The sequence below is a fragment of the Thermomicrobium sp. 4228-Ro genome, from assembly GCF_026241205.1.
Lineage (GTDB): Bacteria > Chloroflexota > Chloroflexia > Thermomicrobiales > Thermomicrobiaceae > Thermomicrobium.
Genome location: NZ_JAPFQM010000001.1, coordinates 672,117 through 686,446 on the forward strand (window position 1 = coordinate 672,117; position 14,330 = coordinate 686,446).

The 14,330-nt window shown below is 67.0% G+C and carries 15 protein-coding genes and 2 pseudogenes; 7 read left to right on the plus strand and 10 right to left on the minus strand.

The features are described from left to right. Nucleotides 1-5: 5 nt before the first annotated feature. The 4 genes from OO015_RS03380 to OO015_RS03395 all read left to right on the plus strand — a co-directional run bounded on the left by OO015_RS03380 (nucleotide 6) and on the right by OO015_RS03395 (nucleotide 2,172). Nucleotides 6-1,001: a catechol 2,3-dioxygenase gene (locus OO015_RS03380; RefSeq protein WP_265939777.1), complete on the plus strand. Its 996-nt coding sequence runs from the start codon at nucleotides 6-8 to the stop codon at nucleotides 999-1,001. 144 nt (nucleotides 1,002-1,145) lie between these two features. Then, nucleotides 1,146-1,361 (plus strand): hypothetical protein, encoded by a 216-nt coding sequence (locus OO015_RS03385; protein WP_265939779.1) that lies wholly within the window; start codon nucleotides 1,146-1,148, stop codon nucleotides 1,359-1,361. Continuing rightward, complete coding sequence (locus OO015_RS03390) at nucleotides 1,362-1,841, plus strand: hypothetical protein (RefSeq protein WP_265939781.1); 480 nt, start codon at nucleotides 1,362-1,364, stop codon at nucleotides 1,839-1,841. A 115-nt stretch (nucleotides 1,842-1,956) separates the two neighbouring features. Beyond that, the gene (locus tag OO015_RS03395) at nucleotides 1,957-2,172 is read left to right on the plus strand and encodes a tautomerase family protein (protein ID WP_265939782.1); all 216 of its coding nucleotides are present in this window, start codon (nucleotides 1,957-1,959) and stop codon (nucleotides 2,170-2,172) included. A 226-nt stretch (nucleotides 2,173-2,398) separates the two neighbouring features. Here the strand turns inward: OO015_RS03395 and OO015_RS14145 are convergent. The 7 genes and pseudogenes from OO015_RS14145 to OO015_RS03430 all read right to left on the minus strand — a co-directional run. Further along, nucleotides 2,399-2,698, minus strand: a pseudogene (locus tag OO015_RS14145) (CocE/NonD family hydrolase C-terminal non-catalytic domain-containing protein); the annotation flags it as partial. 194 nt (nucleotides 2,699-2,892) lie between these two features. Beyond that, nucleotides 2,893-3,723: an ABC transporter permease gene (locus tag OO015_RS03400; RefSeq protein ID WP_265939784.1), complete on the minus strand. Its 831-nt coding sequence runs from the start codon at nucleotides 3,721-3,723 to the stop codon at nucleotides 2,893-2,895. A gap of 1 nt (nucleotide 3,724) precedes the next feature. Continuing rightward, complete coding sequence (locus OO015_RS03405; RefSeq protein WP_265939786.1) at nucleotides 3,725-4,549, minus strand: ABC transporter ATP-binding protein; 825 nt, start codon at nucleotides 4,547-4,549, stop codon at nucleotides 3,725-3,727. 216 nt (nucleotides 4,550-4,765) lie between these two features. Further along, nucleotides 4,766-5,588, minus strand: a pseudogene (locus OO015_RS03410) (ZIP family metal transporter). A 124-nt stretch (nucleotides 5,589-5,712) separates the two neighbouring features. Then, a complete protein-coding gene (gene larC, locus OO015_RS03420; protein WP_265939791.1) occupies nucleotides 5,713-6,924 on the minus strand; it encodes a nickel pincer cofactor biosynthesis protein LarC in 1,212 nt (403 codons plus the stop codon). Between the two features lie 11 nt (nucleotides 6,925-6,935). Further along, on the minus strand, nucleotides 6,936-8,057 hold the full coding sequence (gene rlmN, locus OO015_RS03425; protein WP_265939793.1) for a 23S rRNA (adenine(2503)-C(2))-methyltransferase RlmN: 1,122 nt from the start codon (nucleotides 8,055-8,057) through the stop codon (nucleotides 6,936-6,938). Between the two features lie 45 nt (nucleotides 8,058-8,102). Next, complete coding sequence (locus OO015_RS03430; protein WP_265939795.1) at nucleotides 8,103-9,269, minus strand: PrsW family intramembrane metalloprotease; 1,167 nt, start codon at nucleotides 9,267-9,269, stop codon at nucleotides 8,103-8,105. Between the two features lie 97 nt (nucleotides 9,270-9,366). Between OO015_RS03430 and OO015_RS03435 the strand changes: the two genes are divergently transcribed. Beyond that, entirely contained in the window at nucleotides 9,367-10,275 is a 909-nt protein-coding gene (locus OO015_RS03435) for a hypothetical protein (RefSeq protein WP_265939797.1), read from the plus strand. Here OO015_RS03435 and OO015_RS03440 read toward each other — a convergent pair. Then, nucleotides 10,256-10,519, minus strand: coding sequence for a hypothetical protein (locus OO015_RS03440; protein ID WP_265939799.1), 264 nt, complete (start codon nucleotides 10,517-10,519; stop codon nucleotides 10,256-10,258). The genes OO015_RS03435 and OO015_RS03440 overlap by 20 nt on opposite strands. Nucleotides 10,520-10,546: 27 nt before the next feature. Then, the gene (locus OO015_RS03445) at nucleotides 10,547-11,101 is read right to left on the minus strand and encodes a hypothetical protein (RefSeq protein ID WP_265939801.1); all 555 of its coding nucleotides are present in this window, start codon (nucleotides 11,099-11,101) and stop codon (nucleotides 10,547-10,549) included. Between the two features lie 168 nt (nucleotides 11,102-11,269). On the opposite strand from OO015_RS03445, the gene OO015_RS03450 reads away from it, so the two are divergent. After that, entirely contained in the window at nucleotides 11,270-11,785 is a 516-nt protein-coding gene (locus OO015_RS03450) for an OsmC family protein (protein WP_265939803.1), read from the plus strand. On the opposite strand, the gene OO015_RS03455 is transcribed toward OO015_RS03450, so the two are convergent. Then, complete coding sequence (locus tag OO015_RS03455) at nucleotides 11,776-12,456, minus strand: RraA family protein (protein WP_265939805.1); 681 nt, start codon at nucleotides 12,454-12,456, stop codon at nucleotides 11,776-11,778. The two genes, OO015_RS03450 and OO015_RS03455, sit on opposite strands and share 10 nt — an antisense overlap. Before the next feature lie 144 nt (nucleotides 12,457-12,600). Between OO015_RS03455 and OO015_RS03460 the strand changes: the two genes are divergently transcribed. Continuing rightward, nucleotides 12,601-14,193, plus strand: a complete 1,593-nt coding sequence (locus OO015_RS03460; RefSeq protein ID WP_265939807.1) for an amidase — start codon at nucleotides 12,601-12,603, stop codon at nucleotides 14,191-14,193. Nucleotides 14,194-14,330 lie beyond the last annotated feature (137 nt).

Genomic DNA, 14,330 nt, shown 5'->3' on the forward strand with positions numbered 1-14,330 from the left:
GTTCCATGAGCACGAACGGCTATCCGGAACCGCTCTTCGAGGTCGCGCAACTCGCCCACGTCGAGATCTACACCCCCGATCTCGACGGTACTCTCTGGTTCTTCAAGGACCTCCTCGGCCTGGAGGAGACCGAGCGGGTCGGCGACTCGGTCTACCTGCGCGCCTACGAGGACTGGTACCACCACACCCTCAAGGTCACCAAGCGGGAGAAGCCCGGCCTGGGCCACGTCGCCTGGCGCACCACCTCCCCGCAGGCGCTCGAGCGCCGCGTCCGCGCCCTCGAGGAAGCCGGCCTCGGCGAGGGCTGGATCGCGGGAGACCGCGGCCACGGCCGCGCCTACCGCTTCCACACCCCAGACGGCCACCCGATGGAGCTCCTCTGGGAGGTCGAGTACTACAAGACGCCCGCCGAGGCCAAGACCAAGCTGATCAACCGGCCCCAGCGCCGCCCCTTGCGCGGTATCCCGGTCCGCCGCATCGACCATGTCAACCTGCTGGCCAGCGACGTGACGCAAAACAAGCAATTCCTGATGGACCTCCTCGGCTTCCGCTTGCGCGAGAACATCCAGCTCAACAACGGCCGGGAAGCCGGCGCCTGGCTCTCGGTCAGCCCGCTGGTGCACGAGATCGCCTTCATGATGGACCAGTCCGGCGCCAAGGGCCGGCTCCACCACGTCTGCTACTGGTACGGCTACCCGCAGCACCTCTCCGACATCGCCGATGTGTTCAGCGAAGTCGGGATCAAGATCGAGGCGGGACCGGGCAAGCACGGGATCTCGCAAGCGATGTTCATGTACGTCATCGAGCCGGGCGGCAACCGGGTCGAGCTCTTCGGCGATGCCGGGTACCTCATTTTCGACCCGGCCTGGCAGCCGATCACCTGGCGGGAAGAGGAGCTGGACAAGGGAATCATCTGGTTCGGTTCCCCGCTGCCAGCCGAGTTCTTCCTCTACGGCACCCCACCGGTCGAGGCTGCCGAACCCGCCCGCGCCGACGACTGAACCACGAGGCCGCCAGGTGGGCATCCTGGCGGCCTCGCTCCCTCGTCCGGATCACGCGGTTCGGCAGTATTCCGGGCAGGGTATGGGTCCCGCGGGGGAGACGACTCGACGCACGGTCGGGCCATCATCCCTAGCGATGACGACGTGGCTGCGCTCTATCGCGCCTGGGCGACCCGCACACCGCGCTCCTCCCCGTTCCTCCCTGACACTTGCAACGAGGCGGATGCGTATCGTATCCAAGCCGCACTCGTGGCCCGGCTGCCAGGCCAGGTCGTCAGCTTCACGCTCGGCTTCACCTCGCCTGCGATGCGGCAGCAGTTCGGAGTCGAGCACTCCAACTACGGCCGGCTCTGTGATTGAATGGAGATCGAAGGAGAAAGGGTCTCCGGCGACCGCTTCATCCATCCTCGCGTCGAGCCAGAAATCACAGTGCGCTTCTCCGGAGCACTCGTCACCCCGTGCGATCCCGATACGCTGCAGCACGCCGTTACCGCGGTCTACCCAGCGCTCGAAGTCGTGGATTCCCGCTTCGTCGACTACCGCTTTCGACCGTCCGAGAACACTGCTGACGACAGCTCGACAGCCGGGTACCGCTTGGGACCAGCGCACGATTCGACCGTGCCCCCTCTTCTGTCCGACCTCACGGTGCGCCTCCCGCGGAACGGGCAGCCGATCGACGAAGGAACGCCCGCAGCGTTGGAACCGGAGCCGCTGGCGCTCGTCTGCTGGCTGGTCGAACAACCCACCCGACACGGAGTCGCGCTTCCCGCCGATGCGATCGTCCTGACCGGCGGGCTTACGCGCGCACCCCGCCCACCGTGGCGACCGGTTCCGCGCTGACTTCGGTCCGCTCGGCGTGGTCGAGCTGACGTTCGCCTGAGGGACTCGTCGGCTCGCTCGGCGCGGCCTACGCACCTGGAGTACGCTTACCGTTGCGGTGAAAGGGGGACGACCGATGCCGATGCTCGAGATCCTGATCGCCCGGGAACAGCCGCTGCCGGTGGAGACCAAGCGCGCCTTCGCCCGCGAGGCAGTCGAGATCTTCCGGGAGGTGCTCGGCACCCAGCCCGGCCGCTTGCGCCTCGTTTTCTTCGAACTGAAGCCAGAGGATACGCTGGCTGTCCTCGACGAGCCAGCAGCGCAGGCATCGGCCCGCGAACCCAGCGGCTGAATCGCAGCCGAGCCGCTCCGGCCCGTCGTTCCGCTCCTCCGATGCGAGCGACCACCCGCCGCTCGGCGATCTCGCTCCCCAGCTCGACGGCAGGATAGGCTGCTGTGTTCACGCGGAAACAACCGGCACGACGAGATACGAGTCGTAGTGCCCGCCACTCGAGACTCGATGGCGACCACGATGGACGGGTCGACTCGTGGTACGCGGAGACGCGACTCGGTGGGTATTGCTGGATATCTCGCCCCTGCACGATGAGCCGCAGGTTTTTGTCGGCCTCGAACCGCGTCCCGGGCGGCCAGATCTCGATGTCGACCGGGACAGGCTCGCCGGGTCGGACCTTCTCCTCGCGATCGTGGCAGTGGTACGGCTGGAACTCGGTCGAGCGAAGCGGATCGAGTGCCCGGTGGGAGAGGCGCAGCCACCCGAGCGCGACGGGCCCGAATCGTGCAGCCTGCTGTCTCGTCCTTCGCGCGTTCCTCGGGTCAGTACCCGGCGAAATCCGACACGCTCTGCAGACTTGTCCCAGAACGGCACGTCACGCTCGGCTTCGAGCGAAGACGGTGAAGCACAGCGATCGTGCGCACAGGTCGAGGTCTCGCTCTGTTTTCACCTGCGTGGGACTCGTCCAGCGGCTCTCTCGCCTCCAGTCGAACTCCGGTCGGAATTCCACCCCGAGTCGAGAGAGAACAAGTTTGCCGCGAGGCCTTCAGCCCGTCCGCCTCATGTCCGCCCACTCGTCCGCTGCCAGGGTACCAGCACTTTCCGCAAGAAATCGACCAGCTGCACGCTGACGAAGCCGAGAATCGCTGTCACGAACAAGGTCGCCCAGAGCGAGGAGACCGAGAACGTTTGCCAGGCGCTCCACAGGAGATAGCCGAGGCCATCGCGTGCACCCAGCATCTCCGCCAACACCCCGAGGATCAACCCGGTCCCGACCCCGAGCCGGAGTCCCGCCAGCACCAGCGGCATCGCTCCCGGCAGCGCGACTGTCCGGATCACGTCCCACCGCCTGGCCCCGAACGTCTTGGCCACGTCGAAATAGACCGGGCTGATCGCCAGTACGCCTTCCATCGCGTTGGTCACGGCAAGGTAGAAGACACCGATCGCCACCATCGACACCTTCGATCCCTCGCCCAGACCAAAGATCAGGAGCAGCAAGGGAAACAACGCACTCTTGGGCAGTGGGTAGGTCGCCGCGATGATCGGGTCGAGCGTCAACCGGAGCCAGCGCCACAAGCCCATCGCCAGCCCGATCAAGACCGCCGGCACGCCCCCGATAATCGTCCCCAGAACCACCCGCCACAGCGTGATCTTCAGGTGATGGAGGAGGACACCGGTGGTCACTGCCTCCCAGAAAGCCCGCACGATCGCGCTCGGCGCCGGGAAGAAGCGCTGGTCGACCCAGCCCACCCGCGCCGCCACCTCCCAGAGCAGGAGCAGCACGATCGGTGACAGGATTTGCGCCGCTGCCTCCGTCTTGGCTCCGGCCCGCGGCACCCAGCGTCGGCGCCGCACGGCCACGTGCTCCAAGGCCGCGCCTCGCTCTGCCATGTCAGTCCTCCCGTGGCCCGCGTCGCACTTCCTCCGCGATCGAGCCCCAGATCTCTTCGTACAGCTCCCCATAGCGCGGATCGGCCCGCACCTCCACCACGTCCCGCGGCCGAGGGAACGGAATCGGAATGAGGCGCTTCACCTGCCCCGGCCGGTGCGTCATCACCAGCACCTCGTCCCCGAGCGTGATCGCCTCGTCGATCGAGTGGGTGACGAAGATCACCGTCTTCTGCTGCTCTTCGCAGAGCGTCGACACCTCCTGCTGCAGGATCGTCCGCATCTGCTCGTCGAGAGCCGAGAACGGCTCGTCCATGAGGAGCACGTCCGGATCGACTGCGAAGGCCCGGGCGATCGAGACGCGCTGCTTCATGCCGCCCGAGAGCTGATGCGGGTAGGCGCGCTCGAACCCGGCCAGTCCCACCTTGCGGATCCAGTGCCCCACCCGCTCCTCGACCTCGCGCCCCCGGACTCGCCGCAGCTTGAGACCATAGGCAACGTTGTCGCGCACCGTCATCCAGGGGAACACCGACTGCTCCTGGAAGACCATCGCGAACGGCGGATGCCCGTCCCGGCTCGGCCGCATCCAGACCTCACCGCTGTCCTGCCGCTCGAGACCGGCGAGGATCCGGAGGAGCGTCGTCTTCCCGCAGCCGCTCGGCCCAACGATGACCAGGAACCGCCCCTCGCGCAGCTCGAAACTCACGCGGTCGAGCGCGCGCAGCTGGCGTCGCCCATGCTGGAAATGCTTCACGACGTCCGTCACGCGCACGACGACGTCACGGTGCGCGGTCGACGCCGTACCCGGCTCCTGTGCAGCTTCGTGCATGCCACCCTCCAGGCCACATCAGCGAGACTGGGAATGAAAGCGACATCGATGCGCTACGCCTGTTCCGATGCTAGCCAGGTTCGGCTAAGTTCTGCAACCAGCTCGTTCGCCATAGGAGAACAGAACCGCCTCGCCAGCTCTCTGTGTCCGCCCCACCCGCCCGCGAACAGCCGAATCCGGCTCGACTCAGCGCCGCTACACGACCGCGGAAACGGCTCACCCCAACGCCGTATCGAGCACCATCATCGTCGTGAAGCCGAGGATGGTTCCCGTCGTCGCGAGATCGCTGTGGTCACCACGTTGCGATTCAGGAATCAGTTCTTCGACCACGACGTACAGCATCGCGCCTGCAGCGAAGGCGAGGGCGTACGGTAGGATCGGTTGGACGAGGATCACCGCCGCCGCGCCGATGAGCGCTGCCACCGGCTCGACGATCGCCGAGAGCTGTCCGTACCAGAACGCCCGGAACGGACTGAACCCCTCGCGTCGCAGTGGCATGGCGACCGCCAGCCCCTCCGGCACGTTCTGGAGCGCGATACCGATCGCCAGGGCAACCGCACCGCCGGCCAGCGACAAAGCGAGCGCCGGGTCGAGTACCCGGGCCGCTGCACCGAAGGCAACACCGACCGCCAGTCCCTCCGGGACGTTGTGCAGCGTGATCGCCAGGATGAGCAAGGTCGTCCGTCGCCAGGTCGTCGAGATTCCCTCAGCGGCCTCTCGAGGGAAAAAGAGATGCAGGTGCGGGAGAAAGCGATCGACCAGCCGCAAGGCGAGCGCACCGAGCACGAGACCGCTCGCGGCCGAGCCAGGGGATGCCACCGTTCTGCTCGGTCACCTCCATCGCGGGAATGAGCAGTGACCACACGCTCGCCGCGATCATCACACCGGCAGCGAAACCGAGCATCATGTCCAGCAGCCACCGAGCCATGCCACGACGCACCAAGACCAGCGCTGCTGCCAGTGCGGTCGCTCCCCACGTCAGGAGCCCACCGAGCAGGGCTTGGAGGAGCGGATCGAGGGCGAAAAACCAGTCCAGCATACCGGCTCCTCAGGATCGTTCGACATAGAGAAACTTCTAAATTAGTCATGTCTAACTCTAGCAGCGCAACACCGAACGACGCAAGCAGGCGCGGCACCCGCGCGCCGCCTCGCGGGAACGGTCATCACCGCGATTCGGCTGCCTCGTCCGTGAGCACCCGACCGATCCACGCTCCGGCGATCCGATGCGCCTCGTCCCACACCTCGCGGATCGGAACTCCCGTCGCCTGGTGGATGGCGAGGCAGTCGCGGTATTCGGGCACCGCGTCGATCACCCGCCCACCGTGGATCTTCAGTTTCACCGCGACCTCGCCCCAACGTGTCGCCACGCTCACGATGCGGCGCTCCAGCTTCGTCCGATCGAGCGCGATCGCGCGTACACCGAACGTCGTCGAGTGCTCGAAGAAGACCTGCTCGATCCAGGGCCGGTCGCTCGCCCGGCAAATCACGCTCACCTCCACTGCCGGGCGTGACCGTTTCATGACGATCGGCGTGAGATAGACGTCCAGCGCCCCCGCCGCGAAGAGCCGTTCGACGAGCGGCTCGACGAACTGCGGATTCATGTCGTCGAGGTTCGCCTGGAGGAGGAGTTCGGCCGGCTCCGGTTCCGGCGGCACGCTCGTGGTCTCGCCGATCCAGAGCCGGAGCGCATTGGGCCAGGGCAGCTCGCGCGCGCCGAAGCCGTACCCGACCCGCTCGGGACGGAACGCTGGCCGTTGGAAGTGGGCGAGCGTCACCAGCAGCGCCGCTCCGGTGGGTGTCACCAGCTCCGCTTCGATGTCCACCGGTACGGTCGGTGCAGCCGCTTCGGCCAGCAGCGCCGCCGTCGCTGGCGCTGGCACCGGCAGTCTCCCGTGGGTCGTCTCGACCCAGCCCCGGCTCATCGGCAACGGCCCACAGGCGATCGCTTCCACCCCCAGCAGTTCGAAGCCCCAGACGACTCCCACGATGTCGACGATCGAGTCGACCGCACCGACCTCGTGGAAGTGCACCCGCTCGACCGGCACACCATGGACGCGCGCTTCCGCCTCGGCCAGCCGTTGGAAGACGGCGAGTGCTCGCTCCTCGACGCGTGGTGGAAGCGCCGATTCGTTCAGCAACCTGCGGATCTCCGCCCAGTCGCGCGACGGTTGGTCACGCTCGACGACGACCTGAACACGGGTGCCGCGCAGTCCCTGCCGGACGACCGTCTCGGCGACCAGCCGGTACCCTTCGAGGGCGAGCGACGTCGCGAGCCGCGTCGCCAGCTCATCGACCGCGAGCCCGGCATCGACCTGCGCACCGAGCAGCATGTCGCCGCTCGCCCCCGAAAACGGATCGATGACCGCGACACGCATGCGCTGACCTTTCACTGTCCGGCCACAGCCGGCAAGCGGCGTCCTCGCCGCGCTTCTTCGTGCGCCCGGAGCTGCCCGCAGGCAGCGGCGATCTCCACACCACGCGAGTACCGTACCGTAGCCGGAATGCCGTAGTGCTCGAGAACAGCGCGAAAGCGTTCGATCCGCTCCGGAGCAGGACGCCGGTAGAGCGGCGCTGCGGGGGTCGGGTTGTAGGGGATCAGGTTGACATGGCACAGCAGGCCACGCAGCTTCCGGGCGAGCTCCGCAGCCGTCTTCTCGTCGTCGTTCAGGCCGTCGATCAGGACATACTCGAACGTGACGCGCCGCCCGGTTTTCGCGACATACCGGCGACAGGCCGCGAGCAGCTCGTCGACCGGCCAGCGCCGGTTGAGCGGCACCAGCTGCGAGCGCAGTCCGTCGTTCGGCGCGTGGAGCGAGACAGCCAGCTTGACCTGATACGGCTCCTCGGCCAGCCGGTCGATGAACGGCACCATGCCGGCAGTCGAGAGCGTGATGTGCCGCGTCCCGATTCCCAGTCCCTGTCGATCGTTGACGATCGCGACGAAGCGCAGCACTGCATCGTAGTTCTGGAACGGCTCTCCCATCCCCATGACGACGATATTCGACAGGCGCCGCTGCCGCTCGCGCGCGACCCGCGCGGCATAGACCACCTGGCTCACCATCTCCCCAGGCGTGAGGTTGCGGATCAAGCCGGAAAGCCCGGTCGCGCAGAAGCTACAACCGACCGCGCAGCCGATCTGACAGGAGACGCAGACAGTCGTACGGTCGGGGTAGAACATGAGGACTGTCTCGACGAAGTGCTCGTCCTCCGTCCGGAAGAGGAACTTGATCGTCTCGCCGTCGTCAGTCACCCGCCGCCGCACCTCGACCAGGTTCGTGATTGGCAAGGTCTCCTGCAGTTCTTGCCGCATCGCTTTCGGCAGAACGCTCATGACCCCGTAGTCGAGCGCGAGTTGCTGGTAGGCCCAGTGGTAGAGTTGCCGGGCGCGGTAGCGCGGGTACCCACGCTCGACGACCCACGCTTCCAGTTCAGCCAGCCGAAAGTCGTGGAGCGTGCGCGGCCGCCCCGTCCGAGGACGCTCTGTTGTCGCCGATCGGGCGTCGTGCATGTTGTCCTGAGTCCTCCGCGTCGTTCGCTCATCTCGTTAAGTGTATCAACGAGCTGGCCGGCCAACGGCAGCGTCGAGCTGTACGCGGAGCTGACGGATCCGGGCCTCGAGCGCTTCAGCCTCGAAGGCAGCCAGATACCTGGGCAGACGCTCCCCGCGTGCCCGGTGCCAGCACCGGTACGCCCAATCCACGAGCGCGATATCGAGTCGCCGACGCAGCCAGAACGCTCGGAAACCGTACCGCACAAGGTAGCTGAGCTGACGTCCCCGACGACGCCAGGGACGGGTCACGGTTTCCAGATCCTCCGGATCGGCCAGGCCGCGTTGCACCGCTTCCGCGAGAAAGCGCCGAACGTCGCGCGAGCGCCGGCGAGCTTGGACGAACGCAATGACAGCCAACCCGATCGCTCCAGGCAGCAGGACGCCCGCTGGATAACCGAGGAGCACTGCGACCGCGAGCGCGCCGCTCTCGTCCGCCTGCGCGAGGGTGACCGCCCCGTTCCAGAGCGCATGGAGGAGCACGGCCACGAGCAGCCCGCTCGGAAGCACCAGCCACCGGGCGGCCGCTGAACGCGCTTGCGCTGCGAGCCCGATACCCAGGCCGGTCAACGCCGTGTAGAGCGGGTGGCCGAAACCGGTCAGAATGCCGCGAACCAGAAAGAGGCTGCCAGCACCGGCGAGCCCTCCCCGCAGGAACTCGTCCGCATAGTACAGCCAATCCTCGACGACCGCGAAGCCCAGGCCGGCCAATCCACCGTAGACGATGCCGTCCACCACATCGTCGAACTCGTGCCGTGCCGCGAGAAACAGCAAGAGTACGAAAGCACCTTTCGCGATCTCTTCCGACAGCGGTGCGAACACCACCGAGCCGATCGCGTCACGCACCTCAGTCGACAAGCCGAGTGTTGCTCCAGTCGAGACTTCGAGTGCAGCCGTGCCGAGTGCGCCGCTGAGCGTCGCCACACCCGCACCCCAGGCGAACGCCAGCCCGAGCAACCACGGTGGCTCGTGCTCCAGCGGGTCGAGTGCGATCAAGTAGAGCGCAGCGAAAGGAGCGAGCAGTAGAGCCAGCGCGCCGCCCACGAGAAAGGCTGCCCATGACGTTCCCACGAGGACGATAGCGACGACGCAGCAGAGCCCAGTGAGCGCCAGGACACTCGTGCACCCAATGATCAGCGGCCAGATCGGTGACCCACTCGCTCGTCGCTCCATGCTCCTCGCCCGCTTCCCCGGTCGGCGCAGTCGCGTGTATCGTATCGTGAAGAAGAGACGGCATCGAGACAGCGTCCCCGCGGGAGGGAGCACGACGATGAACCAGCACCGCGAGCTATCGGGAGAACGGCTGCTCGAGCGACTCACCGAGATCTGGCCGGATGGAGCACCGGCGCGCGTTCAGCCGGTCTTCGACGACCTCCGTACCGCCCTCCGGGTTCCCGACGTGCCGTTTCCGTTCCGCTTGCTCGCGAACTGGCCACCGTACCTGGCTTTCGCTGTCCGCCAGTTCAGCCCGTTCGTGCGCTCGCTCGCCTTCGAGGCAGCAGCCGATGCGCTCCGGGCCGAAATCGCCCAGGCGCTCGCGGCTGCCGCTCGTCGAGAGCGACTGGAACCGCTTCGTCCACTCGTCCTCCGCGAGCACGAGCTGGCACCGAAGATCGTCCTCGTCCTCGCCGCGTTCGCGGTCGGCTTGCGCGGACGCAGCACCGAACCCGCACCCCCGCTCGGCACGACGCTGCCGGAGGAAGAGCCGCTCCCGGTGCGGCCTGCCGAGCTCCCGCGGACGATCGACGAGCGGATCGCACCGCTACCGGACATCCGCTCGCTTCCGGAGGCGACGCGTGCCGCGCTGGAGGAACTCGCCGCACTGCGCGGCGTGCCGACCGTCGATGATTTCAGTCGAGCGCTGGGGGTGACCGACCGGGAAGCACTCGCCCAGCTCGTCCAGCTGCGCCAGGCTCAGGCAGCGACGGTGGACGAGCTCCGGCCGAGGATCGGCCAGCTGGCCGACCGACTGGTCCGGCGCTTTACCCTCCCCGGCGGCAAAGTCCTGCCGGACTTCATGGTCCCGCCGGACGACCTGCCAGCTATCCTGACAGCCGTCGAGACACTCCAAGCGATCGCGCGCGAGGCGCTGATCGATGTCACGCTGGCTCGCCTCGCGCTCGACGGTGTGGAGGCTGCCAAACGGTCCCCCTACCCCGTCAGCCAACCAGTGGGGTAACCGGGAACAGGCGCGCGAACGGCGCCGGCCAGAGCGCCGTCGCGAAGTAGTAGGCAGCGAGCGCGACGAGAAGGACGAACGAAGCTGACCGCACGAAGCCGAAGGCCGAACGGGCACGCGCCCGAAGTTCGGCACCCGTTCGCTCAGTCAGCGACGAGAACGCGAACAGCCCGCTGACGAAGCTCGCGGCTGCAAGGACGAAACCGATCGGCGCAAAGATCGGACTGTATGTCATGCTGTGCATGGCCAGACCGGCCAAGATCGGCCCGGTTCAACCGAATCCAGCTAGGACAAAACCGGTACCGGCTGCCACCGAACGGAGGAAGGACGGCTGTGCTCCGGTACGCAAGAGCCGCCGCCCCGTACGGCTGACGACCGTCCCCGGTAGACTCCACCAGCCGCGCTGCGCCGCCAGCCCGGCAAGCACGAGAGCGACGGTAAGCCGCAGCATTCGCCCGACTGCACTCGGAAACGTCACACCACCGATCAGAGGCGCAAGCCCCGATGCGATCGCCACACCGAGCAGGAGGAAAACGCTACAGGCACCGAGCCCCAGACCGACAAGTCGGCGATGTTTCCCGTTCCTGTCACGGCCGGCACTGCGCGCCAGGATCGCCAGGAACAGTGGAAACGAGCAGGGGGAGAGCAGGCTGGCCAGCCCGGCGAGCAGCGCCAAGGCGACAAGCGAGAGTGCATCGATGGGCGGCAACCGAAAGCGGGGATAGTGCACGTATGCCAGCCAGTAAGCGAGCAAGAGTACCGCGAATACGGATGTGAGAGCGAGTACGGTCGACACCCTGGGATGCCGTCGTAGCTGGTAACGCATGCGGCCACCTCCGATCCGGCCACCACGCCTGACGACACCATCGGACGCTGCCTCTTGCCGCACGACCTCGCATCAGGTACATGCGACGGCTATCCTTCACCCGCCGAGCGCTGTGCGGCACGCATGACCAGTATACCCCCACGGGGTATAGCAAAAGGAAGGGTAGCGATGGATCTACGGACTCTCCAACGCCCGCTCAAGCAGCGGTACCGGGAAGAGCCGGAAGCCGCCCAGATCACGCTGCGCGCGGTGGCCAGCCAGTTCGAGAGCCCGCTGCGCTGCGTGATCGAAACCACCGGCGGCACGATCGTCAGCGAAGCGCATCCAGGAGTCGGTGGCCCCGGCACGGCCAGCTGCTCCGGCGATCTGCTCCTGGCCGCGCTGGCTGCCTGCGCCCAGATCACCTGCCAGATGGTGGCGACCGCCCTCGGGATTCCCTATCGCCGCATCAGCGTGGCGGCCGAGGGCGATCTCGATCTGCTCGGGACGCTCGGCGTCTCCCGCGAGGTACCGGTCGGTTTCCAGGCGATCCGGCTCCTGGTCGATATCGATGCACCGGAGGCGACGCCGGAGCAGCTGGCCAACCTGCGGGAAAAGACCGAGCAGTTCTGCGTGATCTACCAGACGCTCCGCCAGCCGCCCGCCGTGACCGTCCAGTGGTCGAACGCCAGCTCTCAGCCGTAAAGTTCCGCCAAACGGTCGATCGTGAAACCGGGTGCCTGGCAGGCCTCGATAATCCGGCGCTCGCGCGCTTCGACTTCTTTGGCGGCCCGGTACAGCTCCGGCGCGATCTCCAGCGGGATCTGAATCACGCCGTGCTTGTCTCCGTGCAGGAGATCGCCCGGCTGTACCGTCAACCCGCCGACGGTGACCGGCGTCCCGAACTCCACCACGTGCACGTAAGCGTGCGAGACCTGCACCTGGCTCGCGAAGAAGTGGAAGCCGAGACGCTCCACTTCGTCGAGGTCACGGACGCCGCCGTTGGTGACGGTTCCGATGCAGCCGAGCGCCCGGTGGATGTTCGCGTTCACCTCGCCCCAGAAGGAACCGACCGGCGGATCGTCGAGATCCTGAATCACGACGATGCGTGGCTCGGGAATCGTCAGGATGTACTCCCACATCGCGCGGCGCGGCACGGCCTCGCCCGGTCGTGGGGGCTGAGCTGCCCGGATCTTCGCCGTGACCGCGTAGCCGACCATCGTCCCGAGATGCGGGAACATGCACGTGATGCGAGCATCCATGAAACCGACGTTGCGCGGACGGATGTCGAAGGTCTCGATCGCATTGGCAACCGTCGGTGTCGTGAGCGTCTGGAGTGCTTTGAGCACCTCCGGAGCCAACGGTGCGTCCGCCATCGTTCACCCTCCTCGCACGATCCCTTGTCCGCACGGCGCATCATAACCGAGATCGCCGGTCAGTGCAGCTCGCCTTCCATCGGGCACATCGGATACGATGCCTTCAGTAAGCGACGGTATCACCCGGAACGACGGAGGGTAGTCGTGACGTCTTTCGATCCGCTCGCACTGGTGCGCCAGAATCTCGCCGCGCTCGGCGTGACTCCAGCCGGCGAGGAGCTCGAACAGGCACGCGCCGAGGGTTTCCTGGCAACCGCTCTCGCCTTTCACCAACTGGCGACTGGCGAGCTGGCTGTCGAGGATCTGCCTGACCTCTTACGCGACCGCACGCCGCTCCCTGCCGAGATTCCGTCTCTCCCGGGCTCCGGCCCCGATGAGCTTCCGGACATTCTCGCCCTCGCCAGCCGCCTGCGTCGGGGCGAGACGACGAGCCGGCAACTCGTCGAGCAGGCACTCCAACGGATCACCAGCGAGGACTCGACCCTGAACGCCTTCCAGCTCGTGCTCGCTGACCAGGCACTGGCCGCGGCCGAGACAGCCGACGCCGAGCTGGCTCGCGGTATCGACCGTGGCCCGCTGCATGGACTCCCGGTCGCGCTCAAAGATCTGGTGGATGTCGCCGGTGTGTCGACGACCGCTGGCTCGACCGTTCTCGCGCGACGCATCGCCCAGCGTGACGCGACAGTCGTCGAGCGACTCCGTGCAGCCGGAGCGATCATCGTCGGCAAGACGCGCCTCCCCGAGTTCGCCTACGCCGGTTCCTCCACCAATCCGCACTACGGCCCGGTACGCAATCCCCGGGCACCGGCGTACGACACTGGCGGCTCCTCCAGTGGATCGGCAGCTGCGGTCGGTGCCGGTATGGTGGTGATGGCGATCGGTTCCGATACTGGTGGATCGATCCGGATTCCCGCCACTTATTGTGGCTTGGTCGGGCTCAAGCCGACGTTCGGCCGAGTGAGCCTGGCCGGTGTCTTCCCACTCGCTTGGTCGCTCGACCATCTGGGACCGATCACGCGCACGGTGGCTGATGCGGCAGTCTCCCTCGCGGCGATCGCCGGCCCCGATGCACGGGATCCCCGGACTCGCCCGGCGCCGCTCCCGGACCTCCTCGCAGCGGCACGCGCTGAGCGACTGCCGGTTCGCGTCGCCGTTCTGTGTTCGTCCGGTGGTGAACCGCTGGCCGATCCGGAGGTTCGCGAAACGCTCGAACCAGCGCTCGACTGTCTGGCCCAGGCCGGCGCGACGCTCCTGCCGCTCGACCTGCCGGAGCTCGCGGAACTCCGTGTTCTGAGCGCAGCGATCGCCCAACTGGAGATCGCCGCGCTGCATGGCCCGTTGGCACGCGAGTGGTGGAGCCGGTACGGCGACTTCTTCCGTCTCCGCCTGCTCGGCTGCTTCGCCTACCCCAACTGGGCCTCTGTCGTCGCTCAGCGACTCGCCGCCCGCGCTCGCGATCGGTTCGCTGCCAACCTCGCCGAACACGGTTGCGAGCTCCTCGCTCTGCCCACAACTCCCAACACTGCTCCGCGGCTCGGCCAGTGGTCACCGCGCTCGAGCTGGTTGACCTCACCGTTCAATCTCCTGGGCTGGCCAGCGATCAGCGTTCCAGCCGGCATAGCAGCGAACGGCTTACCGGTCGGGATCCAGCTCGTCGCCGGGCCCTGGCGCGAGGATCTCGTCGTCGCTGCTGCCAGCATCGTCGAACGCACCCAGCCAGGACGACGGTCGGCCTAGCTTGGCACGGAAGTGGAGCACGAGCCGGTTCGGCCGACCGTCGCTCCGCGGTCAGGGGACGCGAGGCGAGCACTCGACGACGTACCGCTGGTCTTCGAGGATCGTACCGGCGGTTTTTCGTCATGCACCTTTGCTTG